Here is a 20,961-nt window from a genome sequence, read left to right on the forward strand (position 1 = left end):
GAATTAGTTTAAGGAGGTGAATTCTCTTGGCAGTACGCATTCGTCTGAAACGTATCGGTGCTCACAAAGCGCCTTTCTATCGTATCGTTGTTTCCGATTCCCGTTCTCCTCGTGATGGACGTTTTATCGAAGAAATCGGTACTTACAATCCAGTTGCAGAACCATCTGTAACTAAAATTGATGAAGAAAAAGCTCTGAAATGGCTTCAAAACGGCGCACAAGCTTCTGACACTGTTCGCAACTTGCTCAGCAAAGCTGGCGTTATGAAAAAATTCCATGAGCTGAAACAGCAAAAATAATTGCTGAATATGCTTGGCCCTATGAAGCGTTAGCTAACAGCTAGCGATTTGACGTGAAGCGCGATTTTGTATAAAATTGCGCTTTTGTCAGGTTTGCTACTAATGGCGGCGCTTTGGGCTGCTATTGCAGCCTGTTTTGACGACAACTGATTTTGCACCGCAACATATTTTGTCTACTCCGGAGGATGAAACGATGGAACAATTAGTAATGGTTATTGCTAAAGCTCTGGTGGATCATCCGGAAGATGTGTCTGTGAACGTGGTGGAGAAGGAGAACCTGATCGTATATGAACTGAGCGTCCACCCGGACGATGCCGGCAAAGTGATCGGCAAGCAGGGACGTATCGCCAAGGCGCTTCGCACCGTTGTCACATCGGCCGCGGTAAAGACACATAAACGGGTTACGGTTGATATCATGTCTTAAAAATGTATGCCAAAGGGCTAGGAGGATTCCTAGCTTTTTTGCGTACATTTTTATCATACACATGCAAGGTTATTATATAGATAATTAAAGGAGAGTTTTATGGCACAACAATGGTTGATGGTTGGCAAAATCGTTAATACACACGGCATTCGCGGTGAATTGAAAATTTACCCCAATACCGATTTTCCAGAAGTGCGCTTTGCGCCGGGCAACAAGCTAATGATGTTTAACGAAGAAACTGGTATGCAGCAGCAAGTGGAGATTCAATCATCCCGTCTGCAAAAAAATATGTATGTCGTTCGCTTCAAAGGTTTTGGCAATATTAACGAAGTGGAGAAATACAAAGGCTGGACGCTTCGTGTTAGTAAGGACGAAGCAGTGGAGCTGGAAGAAGATGAATTTTATTTCCACGAAATTATCGGCTGCGAAGTAGTGACCGAAGAAGGTCAATCGCTTGGCACCATTACAGAGATTCTTACACCGGGAGCCAATGACGTATGGGTAGTTAAACCTGCGAAAGGCAAGGATATTCTGATCCCGTACATTCATAATGTGGTGCAGGAGATCAATATTGAAGAGAAGAAGATCATTGTTCATATTATGGAAGGCCTGCTGGAATGATGAAGATTGATGTATTGACTCTTTTTCCCGAAATGTTTACTGGTGTATTCGGTTCCAGTATTCTCGGTAAAGCAGCAGCCAAAGGTATAGTGGAGCTGAATGCGGTCAATTTCCGTAATTATTCCACCAGCAAGCATGGTACGGTTGATGATACGCCGTATGGTGGTGGTGGTGGAATGGTATTGAAGCCGGACCCAATCTTCGCGGCGGTAGAGGATCTGTTGTCCGGTCCAAAGCCAGACCTATCTGAACTGTCCGTTGCTCAGGCAGAAGCAGGTGTGAAGCCTCGCATCATTCTAATGTGTCCGCAGGGCGAAACCTTTACTCAGTACAAGGCAGAGGAACTGTCACGCGAACAGCATCTGATTTTCATTTGTGGTCATTACGAGGGGTATGATGAGCGCATACGGGAGCATCTAGTGACCGATGAACTGTCGATTGGTGATTATGTACTCACAGGCGGTGAACTGCCAGCAATGACCGTTGTGGACAGTGTAGTGCGTTTGCTGCCGGGAGTGCTTGGGAACGAAACTAGTGCAGTCACCGATTCGTTTAGTACAGGTCTACTCGAATATCCGCATTATACGCGTCCATCCGAATTTCGTGGGATGAAGGTGCCGGATGTATTGCTGTCTGGGCATCATGCCAATGTGGAGAAGTGGCGGCGCGAGCAATCGCTGCTGCGCACATTGGAACGCCGTCCAGATTTGCTAGAGCAGGCGGAACTGACAGACAAAGAACGACAGTGGCTAAAATCGCAGAAAAATCGCTCAGAGTAGCATTTTTGTATAATATATCGTTTTGGATAGTAGTCGGCGTCGGAGTGAGCTCTGTGACCCTACTAGCAAGGTTATAGAGATAGGAGTATGGACATGACGAATTCAAATGAAGTAACCGGTAATCCAACAGACTGGGTACAGCGGTTAAGCAGCGATTTGCGTAGTCAGGGGTATGCTTCTGTACTGAATCGCAGCTTTTCCGAGCAGGAAGCCGATTCTGTGATTGGACAGCTGCTACCGGAATTCAAATATTTGCTGTACATCGATGCCGATGAACGTAAAAAATATTTTATTGCCGATTATGCTGGACGTAATACAGTAATTAAGCTGCTAGATCGCATGGTTGATCATAAGAAGAGTGCGCGTCTGAATATCGACGAGCATGATCGTGTTGGCTACAACCGATACAGCGGCGACATCCAGCGGCTAGACGAGCTCAAAAACATGCTGCTACAGGAGCGTTTTGGTTGATTGCAAAATAAAGAATACAATCCTCCAAAAAAGTATTGTCAGCAGCTATAAATGTATGGTATGATTCGAATGTTGTGTGAATACGATGGTCCTCTGCAGACAATGATGAGAAGACGCAAGGTCTTCCTGAGTCGCAAGAACATCTGTGCGGAAGGAGGGAGTCATAGATGAATATCATTCAGGCGATTACTCAAGATCAACTGCGTAAAGATATCCCTAATTTCCGTGCCGGTGACACTTTGAAAGTGCACGTTAAGGTAATTGAGGGAACTCGTGAGCGCGTTCAGTTGTTCGAAGGGGTTGTAATCAAACGTCAAGGTGGAGGCATTGGTGAGACTTTTACAGTTCGTAAAATCTCTTACGGTGTAGGTGTGGAAAGAACTTTCCCAGTACACTCCCCTAAGATTGATAAACTCGAAGTGGCTCGCCGTGGTAAAGTGCGTCGTGCGAAGCTGTACTATCTTCGTGAACTTCGCGGTAAAGCAGCGAGAATTAAAGAATTGCGCCGTTAATCCTTTGGGAGCTAATGGTTGGAAAGGGCTTGGTCATACAAGCCCTTTTCTTTATTTTAAAGCTTACTTAATTGCATAGGCAGTTTGTCATTCCGCCGGACAGTTTTACGGAGTTGTCGTTTTCCATCCAAATGGACCGCTGTGTATATCAGCTTTTATGGTATATAGGCTGTTGCGTCTGTCGCATTAAGCGTCAGTACGACCTAAACGGTTTATTTTTATGGTAAAATGACCTCGTATCTGCAGACGGAATTTTTTGTATCATGATCTATGTATGTATTGTCATGATCAGCGTAATGTGAAACTTGACAATCATAATCCTTCAAAATTTGGTTTTTACAAAATTGTGTGTAAAATAGATTAAGGAATCGTATAGGTACTTGGTAACATTGACACTGGGAGATGTTGCCGGATAGTTCAGACCGGTACATATACAAAGCGCCAATTCAACCAGGAAAGAAGGCATAGTTATGGAGCAAGATAAACAAAATCATAATGTGGTGGAAGCGGCTGAACCTGCTACAGTACAAGAGACGGATACCGTCCAAACTCCGGCAACGGAAACTGTTCCTCCCAAAAAGAAAAAAAATGAAGCTAAAGAATGGATTAAAGCGATTGTCGTAGCATTGCTGCTCGTCATCGTCATCCGTGGGTTCCTGTTTGAGCCATTTATTGTGGATGGACCATCCATGCAGCCGAACTTCCATACCGGCGAACGCGTTATCGTTAACAAAATCTTGTACGATATTCGTGATCCGCATCCGGGTGAAGTGGTCGTACTCAAAGTACCTTCGCAAAATCGTGACTTTATTAAACGTATTATCGCCGTTGGTGGGGATACGGTGAAGGTAGAGGGCGATACCGTAACGGTAAACGGCAAAGCGATCAGTGAGCCGTATATTCAAGCTGCCATTGATAAAGCACATGCACAAGGTAGTAACTACAACATTAACAACTTCCCAACCGAACAGCTTCCAGATGGCAAAGTGCCGCAAGGATATGTGTTTGTGATGGGGGATAACCGTTCCAATAGCCAGGATAGCCGCATGATCGGCTATGTGCCATTGGGTGATATTATTGGGCGCGCCGATGTAATTTTCTGGCCGCTGAGCGATGCAGAGTGGATTGATCATTATTAATCCCTGACTATATTTCAGGATGTAAGGGGGAAAACCTGTGACCATTCAATGGTTTCCCGGACATATGACCAGAGCGAGACGCCAAATCGAAGAGAAGCTCAAGCTGATCGATATGGTAATCGAGCTGTTGGACGCGCGTTTGCCGCTGTCCAGCCGTAATCCGATGATTGATGAAATTTTACAGAACAAGCCAAGATTGATTATTTTGAATAAAGCGGATCTTGCCGACCCTGTCGTTACAGCAGGCTGGGTGGAATATTTCAAGCGTGAAGGTCATGAAGTACTCACGTTGGATGCGGCGAGCGGGCATGGTATTAAGGAAATTCCTGAACGTGCCAAAGTACTGCTGAAAGAGCAACGTGATAAGCGTGCTGCTAAGGGCATGAATCAACGTCCTATTCGTGCGTTGATCGTTGGTATTCCAAACGTCGGCAAATCGACGCTGACTAACCGTCTTGCTGGGAAAAGCATCGCTGCTACAGGTGATCGTCCTGGTGTAACGAAAGGTCAGCAATGGATTAAGATTGCTAACGAAATGGAACTACTGGATACACCGGGTATCCTGTGGCCCAAATTTGAGGATCAAAGCGTCGGTTATCGCCTTGCGGTAACTGGGGCAATCCGTGAGGAGATCCTCAATGTCGAAGATGTCGCTTATTATGGTATGAAGTACCTTTGCGAATATTATTGGGACAATCTTGCCGAGCGATTTGAGCTGGATGAGAAACCACAGGATCTGGATAATCCGAACGAAATTGTGGAAATTATGGAGCATATCGGTCGAAAACGCGGTTGTCTAATGAGCGGTGGTCGCGTAGATCTGGAGAAAGCATCCAAAGTCATTTTGCGTGAATTGCGCGCAGGTAAAATGGGTCGCATTTCGATGGAAACGCCGTAAAAAGCTGATGAATATGGAGGGACTGCCATGTCTGAACTGCTGAATTATGAGCGGGAATGCTGGACTGCTGGTTACGAGCATGTAGCTGGCGTAGACGAGGTCGGTCGCGGTTGTCTGTTTGGTGATGTAGTTGCTGCGGCGGTTATTATGCCACAGGAGCTGCTGATCGAAGGCGTAACCGACTCCAAAAAGCTGAGTGACAAAAAGCGTGAACAGCTGTATACACAAATTATGGAGCAGGCATTGGCGGTTGGTGTCGGTCATGTCAGTGCTGCCATTGTGGATGAGATCAACATCAAGCAGGCTGCACGCTTAGCGATGAAAATAGCGCTGGAGCAGTTGACAGTTGTCCCGAATTATATTCTGGTAGATGCGGAAAAGGTAGATTTGCCACAGCCGCAGCGCAGTATTATTAAAGGGGACGCCAATAGTCACAGTATCGCTGCTGCTTCGATTATTGCGAAGGTAACACGCGATCGTCTTTGCGAGGGTGAATGGGAAGAACAGTATCCAGGCTATGGCATTGCTGGACACAAAGGCTATGCGACCAAGCTGCACCGCGAACGTATTTTGCAGCTGGGAGTTACTCCGCTGCATCGCCGTAGTTTCCTCGGTAATTTGTTGCTAGAGCAGCCGACGTTGTTTTGATCGCATAATGTGAATATGAGCTAGATCAGACCTGCATACTGAGAGGTAGGCGGATATGATGGGAAGAACCCGAATCTTTATTCAAAGATCGGGTTCTTTTTTGTATAGGATGGAGTATAGTAATGGTTAATTATGCACAATAGCAATAGGGAACGATGTAGGATGGAAAGTCACATATTGTTTTGTACAACTATGGCATGTATGACTCATCATAATGAATGCATTAACCGATAAATAAACCATATATTCCGGTGCGTACGGTATACATATATGATGTTACAGGCACCGTGTTAGTAAGCATGAAGATAGGGGGAGAAATTATGAATATCGGTTCACTGTTCCGTGGAATGATGGGGGATAGCAAACCCGGCGAAGCCAAACAAATGGAATTAAAAGAAGGTCAGGTTGTCCGCGGAGTAGTGACCAGTGTGTCTGAAGATGGTCAAGAGGCAGTCGTTCAGATTCAGGGCGTCAAAGTACGTGCCAAGCTGGAAACGCCACTCCAGCAGGGAGCCACCACATTATTACAGGTGCAGCCGCCAGGTAAGGATGGTATGCCTGTATTGAAGCCAGTAACTGCCAATACAACCGGACAGCAGCCTACCGCTTCGATGAACGATTTGCTGGAATCGATGAGTTTGCCGGATACCAAGGACAATCGCGAAATGATTACCCAAATGCGTTCTGCTGGTATTCCATTGACTGCGGAAAACGCTAAAAATATTCAGGCATCACTGGCGCAAAAGCCTTCATCAGTACCACTCGGTGAATGGGTACAATCGGCGGGAGTGGCTATTCAGCGGGGCTTGCCAGTCACTGGGCAAAGTGTTGCTGGTTTACAGCAAGCGATCTTTGGACCGCCATTGCATGAAAGTCTGGGCAATCTGGATAACCTATTGCGTGCAGTAGCTTCCCAAACACTTGGTAATGCCGCATTGGCAGATGATGCTGTACCGAATGGAACATTGCCAGCGAATACAACGACAGCTCCTAATAATACTGCTTCTACTAACGGAAGCATCACTTCAGCAGCCAACAATCCTAATGCTGCGACAACAGCAGGCATGACTGCAAATGCGAATACGGCAGCAACAGCCGGACTTAGTACTGGTACTGCTCAATTACTAGACAAGCTGCAAAATGTGATTCGACAGTTGAATACACTCATTCCCCAAACGGAGCCAAACAATACGACTCCACAGCAGCCTGCCAACACTACAGGAAGCAATCAGGGGCAGTCGGCAGCAGCAGAAGGGCAACAGACAGCAAACGCTGCGACTCAGACTCAGGCAGCGACGCCTTCCACTACACAAGGCACTACGAACAGCTCACCGTGGCTAGGACAGGTACTAAAGCTGCTTGGTGCCGAATATGAGCAGCAAACCGTACGCGCGGCTCTAACGCTAACTTCTACACCTGCATCAGTAGAGCAGTCTAATGGTCAACCGACAGCAAATACGAATACTGCGAATAGCAATGCGACAAATGCAAATCAAGCGGCGGAGCAGGCGGCACGCAATATAACAGGCAACACTCCGGCACCGATTAATACTCCGATTGCTGGCAATGCTATCCCGACTCCAGCTGCGTCGTTACCACCACAGGTGCCACAACCGCCAAATGCTGCGCAAACGGCTTCTGCGGCAGCAGCAGCTCTGCCAGACCTACTGGAAGCACCCGATGCTCCGCAAGCGCCGCTTGCACCGGCTACAGGTTATGCTCACGCAGCTGCGACTTCAGATGAACAAACAACTGCACAGCAAACCAATACTACCAATGCTAATGCAGCATTGAGAGGAACGGCGAATCCTACAGATTCACACCTGGACCCAGCCAATCTGATCCCTGCGGCTCACGTTTCCGCCGAAGAAACGATTGCCAAAGCGCAAGATACATTAAAAGGATTGTTGTTACAGCTTAGCAATGCTGACGATGCACCTCCAGTCTTAAAAGATGCTGCTCAGCAGCTGGTGCAACAGTTGACGGGTCAGCAATTGCTGCTCAATACCGATCGTACCGCTCCTTTTGCACAGGTGACGATGTTTGTACCTTTTAATGGACCGGAAGGGCAGGAAACGGCTTCGGTGCAGATTCAGTCACGTCGTGGCGGCAAAGGAGAGTTGGATGCTTCCAATTGCCGTCTGTGGTTTGATCTAGATATGAAATCGCTCGGTCAAACGCTGCTGGATGTACAGGTCGTTGACCGCATTGTTACATTAAAGGTGCATAACGATCAGGAACAGTTGGCTCCTTTTGTCGAGAGTAAAAAGCAGGAAATCGCTGATGCCGTCGGTAATCTGGGATACCAGCTATTATCGTTGCAATTTGCCCCATTGCCGGTACGCTCCACAGCCGATTCACTGATGGGATCAACTACCAATAGCGATGTCGCCGATCAATATGCACCGCCTGAATATAGAGGGGTGGACATGAAAATATGAATACATCCAAACGGCAACCATCCAAAGCAAACAACATTAGCGCCAAACGCGCGGTTGCTCTGAAATATGATCCGGCTCAAAATGCTGCACCTGTTGTTGTAGCCAAAGGACGCGGTAGAATCGCTGAAACCATTTTGGAAAAGGCACAGGAAGCTGGCGTTGTGATTCAGGAAGATCCAGCATTGGTCGAGGTGTTGTCCAAGCTTGATCTGGATCAGCAAATTCCCGGTGAGCTGTATGATCTGGTCGCAGAGATTTTGTCATTTATCTATCAAGCTGACAAAAGTTATGCTTCCGGTCCGAGTATATGGTAAGTAGTCACGACAAACCGGATAATCGCAAAGTAAAAGGCAAAATCGCTGAGGATATTGCCGCTTATTATCTGGAACAGCAGGGCTATGTCATTGTGCAGCGGAATTGGCGCTGTCGAAGTGGTGAATTAGATATGATTGTCACGGAGCAGAATCAATATACTTCCGCTCCTACCATTATTGTAGTAGAAGTTCGGAGCCGTACCGGAGATACGCATGGTACGGCTGCCGAATCTGTGGATTGGCGTAAACAAAAGCAGATTCGCGAAACGACCGCTGTATATGCCCATCATAATGGGTTATCCGCTTATGCTTTTCGTTATGATGTGATTACCGTACAATTGAACCGTCATTATCAGGCGATAAGTATGGAGCATTGGGTAGCTGCATTTGCATAATATTCAAATCCGCATATCATAAGTGTAAATGTCATCTGACTGTAAAGTAGGATGATTTCATACCAATAGTGTTACCATTAGAAAATTGAGGAAGCACCCATTTTCGCGATTGATACGTATTGCAATAGAGTACAGCAAATGCTGTATATGATTTGCGATACAAGCGATGAAAAGAGAGGGTGTTTTATGTATGTATGGAAAGTTACATAGTGCCTGTGTGCACGGTATTCATGGTGTTATGGTAGAAGTCGAAACAGATCTTTCCAATGGGCTGCCCATGGTATCGATTATTGGACTGCCTGATTCAGCGATTCGTGAATCCGTAGAACGAGTTCGTTCAGCGATCAAAAACTGTGGATTTACGTTTCCTTCCCAGCGCGTTACTATCAATCTGGCACCAGCGGATCTCCGTAAGGAAGGCTCTGCTTTTGATCTGGCTATTGCGCTGGGGATATTAGTAACGAGTAATCAGATTCTATTTCCGCAACAGGAGCAAATGTTGTTGATTGGTGAATTGGCATTAGATGGTACATTGCGTCCGGTAACTGGTGTGCTATCTATGGTTGATACAGCGCGTCAATATGGCTTGAAGTCCGTTGTTTTACCGCTGCAAAATGCGGATGAAGCATCGCTAGTAGAAGGGATCTCTGTATATGGAATTAGGCATATTCAGGATCTATTTGCCGCTGAACAGACAGCTCCTCAAACGAGTATAAAACCATTTCAACTCCATATCCCCGGTCAGCCTGCTATAATAGTGAAACAAATCTCGTCAGAACAGATAAAGCATTCAGACAATCATCAGATCGGCTCAGATACTGCTCCTACCCACAACCAAACAATAAGCGAGTCGTTATCGGTAGTAGAACCCTATAACACTCATAGGCTTCACTCCAAAGAACAACCTTATAAACAGGTCAATATGAGACCGCTATTGTATGTGCGTGAGCCTATGGATAGTAAGAACATTAGCGTGTTGCATAGGAAAGAAGATTACGCAGATGTCTTTGGGCAACAGCATGTAAAGCGTGCACTGATTATCGCAGCTTCTGGTATGCACAATATTTTGCTGTTGGGACCACCCGGTACGGGAAAGACGATGCTGATCAAGCGATTGCCGACCATTTTGCCACCATTGAGCGAAGACGAAGCGCTGGAAGTTACCAAAATTCTAAGTGTAGCTGGTAGGTTCAAAGAAACCGGTGAGGGATTGATTCGTGCTCGTCCATTTCGTTCGCCTCATCATAGTATTACCGCTTCTGGGTTGATTGGTGGCGGGGCTATACCGAAGCCGGGCGAGGTCAGTTTGGCGCATCAAGGGATATTGTTTTTGGATGAGTTTCCAGAGTTTCCAAGACCGATTCTAGAACTACTTCGTCAGCCATTGGAGGACGGAGAAGTGCATATTAGCCGTTCGCGTGCTGTGTTTACGTTTCCAGCTTCGATGTTGCTTGCTGCTAGCATGAATCCGTGCCCGTGTGGATTTTTGGGGAGCGATCATCCATTACATCGCTGTACATGTACCGAAAATCGGATTGCCCGCTATCGTGCCAAAATCTCTGGTCCGCTGCTAGATCGTATTGATTTGCAGATTGAAGTACCGCGTCCAAGTGAACGCGATTTTCAGCAATCCGAAGAATGTCAGCCAGATGGATATGATTCCGCGACAATGCGTCAACTCGTTTTAGAAGCGCAGCACATCCAACTAGAACGGTATCGGGGAACAGGGATCTATTGGAATAGTCAGTTATCCGGCAAGATGCTGCGACAGCATACTGTAGCGACAACGGAAGCAACGATGCTGCTGAATGCTGCATTTGAGCAATTGGGGATGAGTATGAGGGCGCGCGACCGGATTTTGAAGCTGGCGCGTACGATTGCGGATTTGGAGGGGAAAGAACAGCTGGATGCAGTACATATCGCAGAAGCGATTCAATATCGGCAACTGGATCGAAAGTTTTAACATGAATGGAGTTTCATTATCTATACAGAGGAGCAAGTATGAAGAGAATAAAGCTTGCATTAGAATATAAATGCTACCCAATATGGATCTACGATGAATATGATCAGCTTATAGATAATAATATTGTTGATGAACTTGTTGGTGAATCTTACATTGTAGATAAGTTAGATGAAATTCAAGCAATCTATAATCATTTATTTGTAGATGATACAATCCAGTTCCAGTTCAAAGGATTTAATAGCCTTAAAGATAAGGAGCATTTTCTAGCATTAATTCATGAAATAGTTCCAGCTATAGAACAAAAATTGATTGGACAATATAAAATACAAAATAAATTAATACTGTAAAAAAGCACTAGTACTTTACTACTCCAAAAGGATTTATCCACGTAAACATATAGCGATAACACCCATCATTATAAAAACCAAACAGGCTGTCTCTCTATGGAAACAGCCTGTTGATCATTCCTGACACTCATATGTTCTTCTAGTCCACAATCGTTGAAATCAGCCATTAAACCGATTTGATTTGCAAAAACTCATCAATGCGTTTCAGAGCTTCGGCGAGACCGCCAGATTGCTGGAAGCTAGCATTGATTTTTTTAACATTTTCTTTATACACTGGATTGGATAATACTTCATGAACTGCTGTTCTGAGCGACTCAATGTGAATCTGGTCTTTGGTAATGCGATAACCAGCTTCTAGCTCCACCAATCGCTGTGCTACCATCGGCTGGTCTTTATCCTGAGGCAATACAACCAGTGGTACGTGAAAATGAATCGCTTCATTGACGCTGTTCATTCCACCGTGAGTGAGGATCACATCCGTATGATTTAGTACTTTCAATTGTGGCACATACGACGAAATAATAAAGTGATCTGGAGCAGGCAATAGTTTGGATATATCTGCTTTTTCGCCCGCCGCAATCACGACGATCCCTTCAAAATCGGCAAACGCTTGAATACAAATGTTAAAAAATTGCTCCACCTGATCCAGCACGGTGCCCATAGAAATATACAGCACCTGTTGACCCTCCAATCGTTCCAATGGGAAATCAGAATGATCTACGCGTTCTGGAAAGCTTGGACCGATAAAGATATTATGATCGCTGAACATATCAATATTCGGTTGGAAGTATTTACTTGTATAAACAACTGTCAGTTGTCCGACATTGTTCATAAATTGAATCATACCCTTAGGGGAGACACCATACTTTTCCTGCATCAATGCCAGCGAATCTTTCATCTGTTGATTCGGTTGAAACGGCACAGGACCTTCATTTCGGAAAATCTTGTCTGCCATAGCATAATCCGGCATGAGGAAGGAGGCGGAGGAACCGATACCTGGCACATTTAGATATTCACTTACCAGCTCACCAGCTCCAAATTTATCGAAAATAACAAAATCAAAATCGATGCTTTGCTTTAGTTGACTGACAATCTCCAGGTTGGCGAGTGAGGTCTGAATATGAATATTCAAAAAATTGTTTAATCCTTCGGTGGTTTTAATATTAACGGCTGACATACGCATCCAATCGGTATGCAGATGAACCGTCGCGCCAACTGCCTCAACACGGTCTTTGTATTTTTCGGTCGTAATATAATGAACGTGATCGCCGCGTTCAGTAAACGCCTGTACTAATCCAAGAGTAGGATTCACATGACCTTCTGCCGGAAAATTAACGAATAAAATATGAAGCATACCGCACCACTCCCATTCTCTATAGTTACACATACATATTCGCCATGATGTCAATCATATGGAATATAAAGGTAAAGGCATTTTCAGTTATACACGTTCATTGGAATAAAAATCAACTTTATGAGAAAAACATCTATTTTTGTTCACATCTGTATACTACAAAACATGAATCCTACCGACATCCATAGATTTGTCACATGTAATCATGAGCAGATGAGCATAAAAGAAAATAGCACGAGTCTCATCGACTTTATATCAGTATCGCATCGCATGACATTGGGTTTCTAAGTATATACTATCTTTACTTCATCCTTATTCTATATAATACAAAGTATCCATAAATATAACACAAAGGAGTCTGTTCATCATGATCTCATCCTCCTCGCATGGAGATCGTCACACCCATTTGGCAACCGATCCGCCTGTATTGTCCAGCCCAGTAGTTCCGACTACCTTTCATCAGCCGTCTACACTGCCAGCAGTTCCAGGCTATACCCATGTTGTTGAGGTGAGGGGCGGTAGAACATTATACATATCTGGTCAGGTTGCATTAAATGAGCAGGGTCAGCTCATTGGGAAAGACAATGTGATCGCGCAGGCAGAACAGGTATTCCGCAATATTCAATTGGCATTGCAGGCAGTAGGGGCGACGTTTGAGCATGTCGTCAAACTGACCATTTTTATGACTGATATTACCGATTTGCCTCGCATTCGTTCCATTCGAGATCAATATATCAATGCAATTCAGCCACCTGCCAGCTCGGCAGTGGAAGTGCGCCGATTGGTGCATGAAGATTGGTTGCTGGAGATCGAAGCCATTGCGGTTTGTCCATAAACCAGCGGGTAATAGATGACAACTTGATTTGTAAAATCATATAAGGGAGGAATGGATCATGCTAGATAAAGCCGAACGTTTGAAAAAAGGACGTGTACCGCAAAAACCACAGCTAGAAGAGGAGCAAGCCAAACGTCTGCCACCAGGACAGACGCTGACCGACAGTTTTCCGATTTTGCATGAAGGTGCGGTGCCAGAGTATGATATGGCAACGTGGGATTTACGGATTTTTGGAGCGGTAGAGGAAGAATGTTCATTTACTTTTGAGCAGCTGCAACAGTTCCCAGTTACACGTACGGTAAGCGATATTCATTGCGTAACACGCTGGTCCAAATTCGATACCCCATGGGAAGGTGTACGTTTCGCTGATCTGATCAAACAAGTAAAAATTAAGCCTGAAGCCAAATACGTCATGCTGCATGCTGATCCTGATTATGAAACCAATGTGGCATTGGATGAACTGATGAAGGATGATGTGCTGCTTGCTTGGAATTATGATCATAAGCCACTGACTGCTAAGCATGGTGGTCCATTACGCATGGTTGTACCACAATTCTATTTCTGGAAAAGTGCCAAATGGCTGCGTGGGATTGAATTTATGACAGAGGATCGTCGCGGATTCTGGGAGGATCATGGATTTCATAATGTCGCTGATCCGTTCAAAGAGCAACGCTTTTCCTCCGACGAATACGAAATGCCAGAAGACGAGTGGAAGTATTGCGAAGCGGATTAAATCTTTTTTGAATTTCTGATAGGATTCAAAATATGTAACTTTTTTCAAGTTGTATCGTATATCACATATACACGTACTAACCATGTAGCTTCTAGGTGTATAGATACAGAACATGTATGCAGTACAATGGTAGCACAAAGGGAGGGTTTTATATGACAGCCATTTTGACCATTCTTTTTATGGCGGCTATTGCCCTACCACAAATGTGGTATTATGCAGCACTGGGCAAACGGATGAGTGAAGAGGAGAAAAAGGCAGGACGCGATCTGACGTACGAATTGAATCCATTTACCGGTGGACGGGATTTGTGAGCCTCTAAATGAATAGAATGTATCGATATGTAATGAAAGTGATCCTCTAGTAATAGGTAGTATGAGCCTTATGATAGGAAACAAAAAAACCAGCCATTGTAGCAAATGGCTGGTTTTTTCATACGTATACTCATGAATATCTATAGGCTTCACGTGTACGAGCCAGCAATATTACAGACTGTCTACCGCTTTTTTCATCTCGGCATCCAGCTTACCTTTTTCGGTGCTGTTATTGTTCAATGCTGGTTCAAACCAGTAGATGACCAGTACATTGCCTTTTGTATATTCGGTTTTACGGAAAGGAACACCGTTTACTTGTGTTTCCAGATCTTTCAGACCTTTATCCAGATCCGCTGCGGAATCGAATACATAGATAGATACTGGTTCTGCTTGTTTCGCATCAGTGCTTGTTACATAGCGATCTGGTTTTACATCATTGAGAACCCAGCCATCTTTTGGTTGGGAAGTCAATTTGATGCCTTGTTTTTCAATGGCTTTCGCAACATCTTTAGTTGTCAGATCGCTGGCTGTTGTAGCTTCACTGCTGCTAGAACTGCTTGAGCTGTCCGTAGCTTCTGTGCTTTCATTACTGCCTGTCTCGGTACCTGTTGCCGAGTTGTCCATGCTGCTTTCCTCACTACCCATTTCAGTAGAGGTAGTACCGCTGTTATCGGTGCTTTGTTCGCTAGTGGCTGGAGTTGTTGTGCTTTCTCCAGAAGTTTGGCTGTTGTTACTGGAATTGGAACAGCCGGTCGCCGCAACGACGGTCAGTGCGAGTAATAGGGTGCTGATTTTGAGTTTCATACGTTGACCTCCTGTGAGTGCTCTTTTTATTTGCAGAAAATAAATGCAACGCTTGATGCGGTTTACATTATAGTTCATACATAAACGAAAGAGCAACTTTTGACACAAGGCTTACATACCAAGTTCATTCAGAACAGCTATTTGGATTACCATATTTCGTTATGCGTTCATTCATTAGGCGTTAATATGTAGGAATGTGTATCGGTCGTAAAATAAATATAGTCATACGTGCGATGAGTCTGTCCTTTAGGAAGAAAGCTGCGTCAATCTATGCTGAAATAAAAAAGAAGCGATGAATTCATCGCTTCTTTTTCTAATCGATAACATAGACTTATTGCTGTATAAATTACATAAATAAAAATTAGGCAAGTATATATCGCTACATTGCAATCGATACTATTCCTATCAATAGGATCAAATGACCAATTACAGTACGTTCAGTTCAACCGCGATATTACCGCGTGTCGCACGGGAGTAAGGACATACATCATGTGCTGCATGAACCAGTTGTTGTGCTGTGTCACGATCTACACCTTTGACCAGTACATCCAGTTTCACCGCAAGTGCGAATCCACCATCTTCAGCTTTACCAAAGCTGACAGTACCCGTAACTTCAGTACCTTCGTGTTTGATTTTTTGCATACGTGCAACCATATTCAGTGCGCTATCAAAACATGCAGAATAACCAGCTGCAAACAGTTGCTCAGGGTTAGTGCCTGCACCGCCAGCGCCGCCCATTTCTTTTGGTGTGGAGATTTCAAGACGCAGTTCTGGGCTAGAAGACTCGATATAACCGTTACGACCGCCTACTGCTTTAACCGAAGTTTCGTACATTTTTTGTTGAATATTCAGCATAATGATATTCCACCTTTTCTGTATAGGATTCAAAATAATTTAACAAAATTAAATTTATCACAATTAATATTAAAAGTAAAATATTTTTCGTAATAATAATGTCAGGCAATTAAATGTGTGATATAATATACGGTAAGCAATACCTATTTCCACATATTTATATGTTCCTGCAACTATGTAGAAAATATAAAGATATGGGAGGTCGTTGGCGTTCTCATGAGGATGGGCATAACCATGATTCATGGTGATTTGACGTTCCAGATATACCGTTGTATTTTATAAGTTGATCTTTATCGCGGGCTGCAGGTCGTTAGCAGGCAGGACAGCCGCATTTTAAATAATTATTACACTGAAAAAGTAGGTGATTGTATTATGGATACCTCTAAAGAATATCCTCATCCTCAATTAAAGTTGGAAAATCAATTATGCTTTGCGATTTATGCTTCTTCGCGCGAAATGACCAAAATGTATCAGCCTTTGCTTGAGAATTTGGGTCTGACGTACTCACAATATCTTGTCATGTTGGTGCTGTGGGAACAGCAGGAATGTACAGTCAAGGAATTGGGTACTGCATTGTATCTGGATTCCGGTACATTGACTCCATTGCTCAAGCGTTTGGAAGCTGCTGGTCTGATCGTACGCAAACGTTCGACAGAAGACGAACGTAAAGTGCATATCACGCTGACCGATGCAGGCTGGGCGCTACAGCAACAAGCTGTGTCGATTCCAGATGATTTGCGTGGCAGAACATGTATGGATGTCGATAAGCTGGACGAATTGCTCTATGAATTCCGCAATTTGTTGAAAACGGTACATGACGTCAATGTTAGTGGTACAGGTAAATAAGCAATTATTTTCATAATCGTTATTGACTAACAATGACGTATGAGAAGAAGTCGTAACAACATCCGTTTGAATCAATCCCCTTTGCTGAATTAGCGAAGGGGATTTTATTTTTTTACTTTGTTAACGCATACATGGTATATTATTTATATAATCCCTGTCTCGTCCTTTTGGTGGCAGCCTGAGGATGATGGCGTGGAATACCGCAACATATTGCGGCATTTTGCTGCTGTTTTGGCTTGACTGCGGCGTGGATTAAAATGGTAAAATTTTTAAGGAAAGCGTTTTAAAAACGTGGTACAATGACTAAGGTTGTTGATTTGCCGGGCAACATAGCCGGAATGCATTCATGCCGATAGGAGGATTTACCAGATGAATATCCATGAATATCAGGGAAAACAAGTACTCAAGCAGTATGGCGTGGCAGTACCAGAGGGTAAGGTTGCTTTTACAGTAGAAGAAGCTGTGGAAGCTGCTCAATCACTTGGAAGTCCGGTAAGCGTCGTAAAAGCGCAAATTCATGCCGGAGGCCGCGGTAAAGCGGGCGGTGTTAAGGTAGCGAAAAGCGTTGACGAAGTGCGCGAATACGCACAGGAACTGCTCGGCAAAGTACTGGTCACACACCAGACCGGTCCTGAAGGCAAAGAAATCAAGCGTCTGCTCATCGAAGAAGGCTGTGATATTCAAAAAGAATATTACATAGGCGTAGTCATTGATCGTGCGACTGGTCGTATCGTCATTATGGCTTCCGAAGAGGGCGGTACCGAAATCGAAGAAGTAGCGGAGAAAACTCCTGAAAAGATTTTCCGTGAAGTGGTCGACCCAGCGATTGGTTTGCAGCCGTTCCAGGCGCGCAAGCTGGCATACGCGATCAATATTCCAACCAAGCTGGTGAACAAAGCAGCTCAATTTATGCTGTCCCTGTACACTGCATTTGTGGACAAGGATTGCTCCATTGCCGAGATCAACCCGCTCGTCGTTACTGGCGATGGTCAAGTACTGGCACTGGATGCGAAGCTGAACTTTGACTCCAACGCCCTGTTCCGTCATCCAGACATTCTGGAACTGCGTGACTTGGCGGAAGAAAACGAAAAAGAAATTGAAGCATCTAAATTCGATCTGAGCTATATCGCTCTTGATGGCAACATCGGCTGTATGGTCAATGGTGCAGGTCTGGCGATGGCGACGATGGATATTATCAAATATTACGGCGGCGAACCCGCAAACTTCCTCGACGTAGGGGGCGGTGCAACAACCGAGAAAGTTACCGAAGCGTTCAAAATCATCCTGTCGGATGAGAACGTCAAAGGGATCTTTATTAACATTTTCGGTGGTATTATGCGCTGTGATGTTATCGCGAACGGTGTGGTGGAAGCAGCGAAACAGATCGGTCTGGATCGTCCGCTGGTTGTTCGCCTTGAAGGCACCAACGTGGAACTCGGCAAACAAATTCTGGCTGAATCCGGTCTGAATATCGTTGCTGCTGATTCTATGGCGGATGGCGCACAGAAAATCGTTGCGCTGGTATAACATCTGAACCCAATTTAAGTGATAGGAGCTGTGACTGGACAATGAGTATTCTGGTAGATAAGCATACAAAAGTTATCACTCAGGGCATCACCGGTGCTACGGGACTGTTCCATACCAAAGGTGCGCTGGATTACGGCACACAGATGGTAGGCGGTGTTACACCGGGTAAGGGCGGCACCAATGTCGACATCACACTGGAAGACGGTTCCAATGTTAGCCTGCCGGTATTCAATACCGTGAAGGAAGCAAAGGAAAAAACCGATGCAACCGCCAGCGTTATTTATGTTCCACCTGCATTCGCTGCAGATTCTATTATGGAAGCTATCGATGCGGAGCTGGATCTAGTTATCTGTATTACAGAAGGTATTCCGGTACTGGATATGGTGAAAGTATCCCGTTATCTGGAAGGCAAAAAGACCGTCCTGATCGGACCTAACTGTCCGGGTGTGATTACACCGGGCGAGTGCAAAATCGGCATTATGCCAGGTTATATCCATAAACCAGGCTATGTAGGTGTTGTTTCCCGTAGTGGTACACTAACCTACGAAGCGGTTCATCAGCTGTCTACACGCGGTATCGGTCAATCCTCCGCAGTAGGTATCGGTGGTGACCCGGTGAAAGGCTCCGAGTTTATCGATATCCTGAAGCTGTTTAACGAAGATCCGAATACCCGTGCCGTGATCATGATCGGTGAAATTGGTGGTACAGCGGAAGAGGAAGCAGCAGAGTGGATTCAAGCGAATATGACCAAGCCGGTTGTCGGCTTTATTGGTGGTGCAACAGCGCCTCCGGGCAAACGCATGGGTCACGCAGGTGCAATCATTTCTGGTGGTAAAGGTACAGCTGCCGAGAAAATCGCTAAGCTGGAATCTTGCGGAATTAAAGTAGCACCAACTCCTTCCGAAATGGGTTCTACACTGGTAGAAGTTCTGGAAGAACGCGGTATGCTGAGTGAGTGCACAACGCACTAATCATGCTGTAAAGCATTTTGATTCCGTCTTATAGATGGGTAGCAGACCGTAACGTCCACCAGCAACAGAGGGATGGACGTTACGGTCTGTTTTGTTTATAATGAAGTCAATATCATAGCTTTATCAAACGAACGGGTAAGCAACCTTTGCAACTGATCATATCAGGCAAAGGTTGCTTTTTTGCGTAAATAACCGTTTGTAAAATGACGCAAATGATAGTCTATGCAAGTAAACGCTTGCATTATCAAATAACTTACGATTAAATGGAGTAGATGATCTCATCTGGCTCCAGCTGGGAGACATACATATGTTGGACGAACGCTCGATCTTGATTGCACTGCATGGAACGTCAGGTATTGGATGGAAAAGAATCTATGATATACTACAACAGCATGCGAATCTGCGCGAACTGCCGACCTGGAGTGCCGGACGCTGGCGTAGTTTAGGCATGCCGGAAAAAGTAGCACAAGCACTCGTAACACAGTTGACGGAGCAGCGCATACAATCCATACTGGATCATTATCGTCATCAGGATATTCAGATCATCACCATGATGGATGATGATTATCCTATATTAATGAAGGAAATTGCACAGCCGCCTTGGGTATTGTATCTGCGTGGAAAGCGCAAGCTGCTCCATTCGTTTTGTATCGGAATGGTAGGGACACGAGTACCGACCGCTTACGGCCGACGTGTAGGGGAACTACTGGCTGGGGAGTTAGCGCAACGTGGGATTACCGTGGTAAGCGGCATGGCGCGTGGTATTGATAGCGTATGCCATGAAGCCGCATTGCAAATCGGCGGACCTACGATTGCAGTACTCGGTACAGGAATTGATGTAATTTATCCACCGGAAAATCGTTCCTTATACGAACGGCTGCGTCAGCATGGCTTGATTCTTTCTGAATATCCGCCTGGTACGCGTCCTTCACCCGGAACCTTTCCACAGCGCAATCGGATCATTGCCGGTTTATCGCATGGCTCGGTTGTGGTGGAGGCAGATGAACGTAGTGGATCGTTGATTACAGCAGACTATGCGATGGATAGCAATCGCGATGTATTCGCTGTACCGGGTCCGATCACTTCGCCCAAAAGCAAAGGCACATTATCGCTGCTAAAACAGGGTGCGATTCTGGTTACGGATATTAGCGATATAACCAATGAATATGATTCAACGTTATACAATTGGTGTGATAAACCATACGACGAACAGGAAGAAAATGTATCGGTTTCCACCAGCAATCATACTGCCTGTTCGCCTCTCGCCAATATTTCTCATTTGACAGAACAGGAAAAGACGATATACCTTATATTGGAGCAGGGCGATGCAACAATTGATGAAATTCAATCCAAATCGCAATTTGGTTTTGGACTTTTGCATACTGTTCTGTTATCTTTAATCATAAAAAAACAGATCAGTCAGCGCTCTGGCGCAATATATACCCTCATATAATTTCAAATTATAGATAGAATA

24 protein-coding genes are annotated in these 20,961 nt (G+C 44.9%); 21 read left to right on the plus strand and 3 right to left on the minus strand.

Translation table 11 applies throughout. The annotated features are described in order from the left end of the window. The first annotated feature begins 26 nt into the window (after positions 1–26). From rpsP to ABXR35_RS05115, 14 genes are all read left to right on the plus strand, one after another. Positions 27–299, plus strand: coding sequence for a 30S ribosomal protein S16 (gene rpsP / locus ABXR35_RS05050; RefSeq protein WP_367056319.1), 273 nt, complete (start codon positions 27–29; stop codon positions 297–299). Between the two features lie 193 nt (positions 300–492). Then, positions 493–723, plus strand: a complete 231-nt coding sequence (locus ABXR35_RS05055) for a KH domain-containing protein (RefSeq protein ID WP_367056322.1) — start codon at positions 493–495, stop codon at positions 721–723. A gap of 99 nt (positions 724–822) precedes the next feature. Beyond that, a complete protein-coding gene (rimM, locus tag ABXR35_RS05060) occupies positions 823–1,344 on the plus strand; it encodes a ribosome maturation factor RimM (protein WP_367056325.1) in 522 nt (173 codons plus the stop codon). After that, positions 1,344–2,123: a tRNA (guanosine(37)-N1)-methyltransferase TrmD gene (gene trmD / locus ABXR35_RS05065; protein WP_367061190.1), complete on the plus strand. Its 780-nt coding sequence runs from the start codon at positions 1,344–1,346 to the stop codon at positions 2,121–2,123. Before rimM ends, trmD begins: the two co-directional genes overlap by 1 nt. A 93-nt stretch (positions 2,124–2,216) precedes the next feature. Then, positions 2,217–2,594: a hypothetical protein gene (locus ABXR35_RS05070; protein ID WP_367056328.1), complete on the plus strand. Its 378-nt coding sequence runs from the start codon at positions 2,217–2,219 to the stop codon at positions 2,592–2,594. 167 nt (positions 2,595–2,761) lie between these two features. Further along, entirely contained in the window at positions 2,762–3,106 is a 345-nt protein-coding gene (gene rplS / locus ABXR35_RS05075) for a 50S ribosomal protein L19 (protein ID WP_322903850.1), read from the plus strand. Between the two features lie 470 nt (positions 3,107–3,576). Further along, on the plus strand, positions 3,577–4,245 hold the full coding sequence (lepB, locus tag ABXR35_RS05080; RefSeq protein ID WP_367056332.1) for a signal peptidase I: 669 nt from the start codon (positions 3,577–3,579) through the stop codon (positions 4,243–4,245). Between the two features lie 37 nt (positions 4,246–4,282). Further along, complete coding sequence (ylqF, locus tag ABXR35_RS05085) at positions 4,283–5,143, plus strand: ribosome biogenesis GTPase YlqF (RefSeq protein ID WP_367056335.1); 861 nt, start codon at positions 4,283–4,285, stop codon at positions 5,141–5,143. A 27-nt stretch (positions 5,144–5,170) separates the two neighbouring features. After that, positions 5,171–5,791 carry a ribonuclease HII gene (gene rnhB, locus ABXR35_RS05090; RefSeq protein ID WP_367056338.1) on the plus strand — a complete coding sequence of 207 codons (621 nt, stop codon included), beginning with the start codon at positions 5,171–5,173 and terminating at the stop codon, positions 5,789–5,791. A 320-nt stretch (positions 5,792–6,111) separates the two neighbouring features. Further along, a complete protein-coding gene (locus ABXR35_RS05095) occupies positions 6,112–8,232 on the plus strand; it encodes a Smr/MutS family protein (RefSeq protein ID WP_367056341.1) in 2,121 nt (706 codons plus the stop codon). Then, positions 8,229–8,546 carry an EscU/YscU/HrcU family type III secretion system export apparatus switch protein gene (locus tag ABXR35_RS05100; protein WP_367056344.1) on the plus strand — a complete coding sequence of 106 codons (318 nt, stop codon included), beginning with the start codon at positions 8,229–8,231 and terminating at the stop codon, positions 8,544–8,546. The genes ABXR35_RS05095 and ABXR35_RS05100 overlap by 4 nt, the downstream gene beginning before the upstream one ends. Further along, on the plus strand, positions 8,540–8,941 hold the full coding sequence (locus tag ABXR35_RS05105; protein WP_367056347.1) for a YraN family protein: 402 nt from the start codon (positions 8,540–8,542) through the stop codon (positions 8,939–8,941). The genes ABXR35_RS05100 and ABXR35_RS05105 overlap by 7 nt, the downstream gene beginning before the upstream one ends. A 190-nt stretch (positions 8,942–9,131) precedes the next feature. Next, positions 9,132–10,904 carry a YifB family Mg chelatase-like AAA ATPase gene (locus tag ABXR35_RS05110; RefSeq protein ID WP_367056350.1) on the plus strand — a complete coding sequence of 591 codons (1,773 nt, stop codon included), beginning with the start codon at positions 9,132–9,134 and terminating at the stop codon, positions 10,902–10,904. Between the two features lie 38 nt (positions 10,905–10,942). After that, positions 10,943–11,251: an immunity protein CdiI family protein gene (locus ABXR35_RS05115; RefSeq protein ID WP_367056353.1), complete on the plus strand. Its 309-nt coding sequence runs from the start codon at positions 10,943–10,945 to the stop codon at positions 11,249–11,251. 166 nt (positions 11,252–11,417) lie between these two features. On the opposite strand, the gene ABXR35_RS05120 is transcribed toward ABXR35_RS05115, so the two are convergent. Continuing rightward, positions 11,418–12,605 carry a macrolide family glycosyltransferase gene (locus ABXR35_RS05120; protein WP_367056356.1) on the minus strand — a complete coding sequence of 396 codons (1,188 nt, stop codon included), beginning with the start codon at positions 12,603–12,605 and terminating at the stop codon, positions 11,418–11,420. A gap of 367 nt (positions 12,606–12,972) precedes the next feature. Here ABXR35_RS05120 and ABXR35_RS05125 point away from each other — a divergent pair, with 367 nt between their 5' ends. From ABXR35_RS05125 to ABXR35_RS05135, 3 genes are all read left to right on the plus strand, one after another. Beyond that, a complete protein-coding gene (locus ABXR35_RS05125; protein ID WP_367056359.1) occupies positions 12,973–13,440 on the plus strand; it encodes a RidA family protein in 468 nt (155 codons plus the stop codon). Positions 13,441–13,498: 58 nt separating this feature from the next. Further along, complete coding sequence (locus ABXR35_RS05130) at positions 13,499–14,173, plus strand: sulfite oxidase-like oxidoreductase (protein ID WP_367056362.1); 675 nt, start codon at positions 13,499–13,501, stop codon at positions 14,171–14,173. 152 nt (positions 14,174–14,325) lie between these two features. Further along, the gene (locus tag ABXR35_RS05135) at positions 14,326–14,484 is read left to right on the plus strand and encodes a hypothetical protein (protein ID WP_367056365.1); all 159 of its coding nucleotides are present in this window, start codon (positions 14,326–14,328) and stop codon (positions 14,482–14,484) included. Positions 14,485–14,655: 171 nt separating this feature from the next. On the opposite strand, the gene ABXR35_RS05140 is transcribed toward ABXR35_RS05135, so the two are convergent. Together ABXR35_RS05140 and ABXR35_RS05145 are read right to left on the minus strand one after the other, a co-directional pair. Continuing rightward, the gene (locus ABXR35_RS05140) at positions 14,656–15,288 is read right to left on the minus strand and encodes a hypothetical protein (protein WP_367056368.1); all 633 of its coding nucleotides are present in this window, start codon (positions 15,286–15,288) and stop codon (positions 14,656–14,658) included. A gap of 426 nt (positions 15,289–15,714) precedes the next feature. Continuing rightward, complete coding sequence (locus ABXR35_RS05145; RefSeq protein ID WP_367056371.1) at positions 15,715–16,143, minus strand: organic hydroperoxide resistance protein; 429 nt, start codon at positions 16,141–16,143, stop codon at positions 15,715–15,717. Between the two features lie 372 nt (positions 16,144–16,515). Between ABXR35_RS05145 and ABXR35_RS05150 the strand changes: the two genes are divergently transcribed. From ABXR35_RS05150 to dprA, 4 genes are all read left to right on the plus strand, one after another. Then, positions 16,516–16,989 carry a MarR family winged helix-turn-helix transcriptional regulator gene (locus tag ABXR35_RS05150; protein ID WP_367056374.1) on the plus strand — a complete coding sequence of 158 codons (474 nt, stop codon included), beginning with the start codon at positions 16,516–16,518 and terminating at the stop codon, positions 16,987–16,989. 369 nt (positions 16,990–17,358) lie between these two features. Then, positions 17,359–18,516, plus strand: a complete 1,158-nt coding sequence (gene sucC / locus ABXR35_RS05155) for an ADP-forming succinate--CoA ligase subunit beta (RefSeq protein ID WP_367056376.1) — start codon at positions 17,359–17,361, stop codon at positions 18,514–18,516. Between the two features lie 41 nt (positions 18,517–18,557). After that, on the plus strand, positions 18,558–19,487 hold the full coding sequence (gene sucD, locus ABXR35_RS05160) for a succinate--CoA ligase subunit alpha (RefSeq protein WP_367056378.1): 930 nt from the start codon (positions 18,558–18,560) through the stop codon (positions 19,485–19,487). Between the two features lie 307 nt (positions 19,488–19,794). Further along, entirely contained in the window at positions 19,795–20,940 is a 1,146-nt protein-coding gene (gene dprA / locus ABXR35_RS05165) for a DNA-processing protein DprA (RefSeq protein ID WP_367056381.1), read from the plus strand. Positions 20,941–20,961: the final 21 nt, after the last annotated feature.

This window comes from Paenibacillus sp. JQZ6Y-1, assembly GCF_040719145.1.
GTDB lineage: Bacteria > Bacillota > Bacilli > Paenibacillales > Paenibacillaceae > Saccharibacillus > Saccharibacillus kandeliae.

Coding starts and splice junctions, on each gene's coding strand:
- ABXR35_RS05055 (WP_367056322.1), top strand. CDS start 493: ATGGAACAATTAGTAATGGTTATTGCTAAAGCTCTGGTGGATCATCCG.
- rimM (WP_367056325.1), top strand. CDS start 823: ATGGCACAACAATGGTTGATGGTTGGCAAAATCGTTAATACACACGGC.
- trmD (WP_367061190.1), top strand. CDS start 1,344: ATGAAGATTGATGTATTGACTCTTTTTCCCGAAATGTTTACTGGTGTA.
- ABXR35_RS05070 (WP_367056328.1), top strand. CDS start 2,217: ATGACGAATTCAAATGAAGTAACCGGTAATCCAACAGACTGGGTACAG.
- rplS (WP_322903850.1), top strand. CDS start 2,762: ATGAATATCATTCAGGCGATTACTCAAGATCAACTGCGTAAAGATATC.
- lepB (WP_367056332.1), top strand. CDS start 3,577: ATGGAGCAAGATAAACAAAATCATAATGTGGTGGAAGCGGCTGAACCT.
- rnhB (WP_367056338.1), top strand. CDS start 5,171: ATGTCTGAACTGCTGAATTATGAGCGGGAATGCTGGACTGCTGGTTAC.
- ABXR35_RS05095 (WP_367056341.1), top strand. CDS start 6,112: ATGAATATCGGTTCACTGTTCCGTGGAATGATGGGGGATAGCAAACCC.
- ABXR35_RS05100 (WP_367056344.1), top strand. CDS start 8,229: ATGAATACATCCAAACGGCAACCATCCAAAGCAAACAACATTAGCGCC.
- ABXR35_RS05105 (WP_367056347.1), top strand. CDS start 8,540: ATGGTAAGTAGTCACGACAAACCGGATAATCGCAAAGTAAAAGGCAAA.
- ABXR35_RS05110 (WP_367056350.1), top strand. CDS start 9,132: ATGTATGGAAAGTTACATAGTGCCTGTGTGCACGGTATTCATGGTGTT.
- ABXR35_RS05115 (WP_367056353.1), top strand. CDS start 10,943: ATGAAGAGAATAAAGCTTGCATTAGAATATAAATGCTACCCAATATGG.
- ABXR35_RS05120 (WP_367056356.1), bottom strand. CDS start 12,605: ATGCTTCATATTTTATTCGTTAATTTTCCGGCAGAAGGTCATGTGAAT.
- ABXR35_RS05125 (WP_367056359.1), top strand. CDS start 12,973: ATGATCTCATCCTCCTCGCATGGAGATCGTCACACCCATTTGGCAACC.
- ABXR35_RS05130 (WP_367056362.1), top strand. CDS start 13,499: ATGCTAGATAAAGCCGAACGTTTGAAAAAAGGACGTGTACCGCAAAAA.
- ABXR35_RS05135 (WP_367056365.1), top strand. CDS start 14,326: ATGACAGCCATTTTGACCATTCTTTTTATGGCGGCTATTGCCCTACCA.
- ABXR35_RS05140 (WP_367056368.1), bottom strand. CDS start 15,288: ATGAAACTCAAAATCAGCACCCTATTACTCGCACTGACCGTCGTTGCG.
- ABXR35_RS05145 (WP_367056371.1), bottom strand. CDS start 16,143: ATGCTGAATATTCAACAAAAAATGTACGAAACTTCGGTTAAAGCAGTA.
- ABXR35_RS05150 (WP_367056374.1), top strand. CDS start 16,516: ATGGATACCTCTAAAGAATATCCTCATCCTCAATTAAAGTTGGAAAAT.
- sucC (WP_367056376.1), top strand. CDS start 17,359: ATGAATATCCATGAATATCAGGGAAAACAAGTACTCAAGCAGTATGGC.
- sucD (WP_367056378.1), top strand. CDS start 18,558: ATGAGTATTCTGGTAGATAAGCATACAAAAGTTATCACTCAGGGCATC.
- dprA (WP_367056381.1), top strand. CDS start 19,795: ATGTTGGACGAACGCTCGATCTTGATTGCACTGCATGGAACGTCAGGT.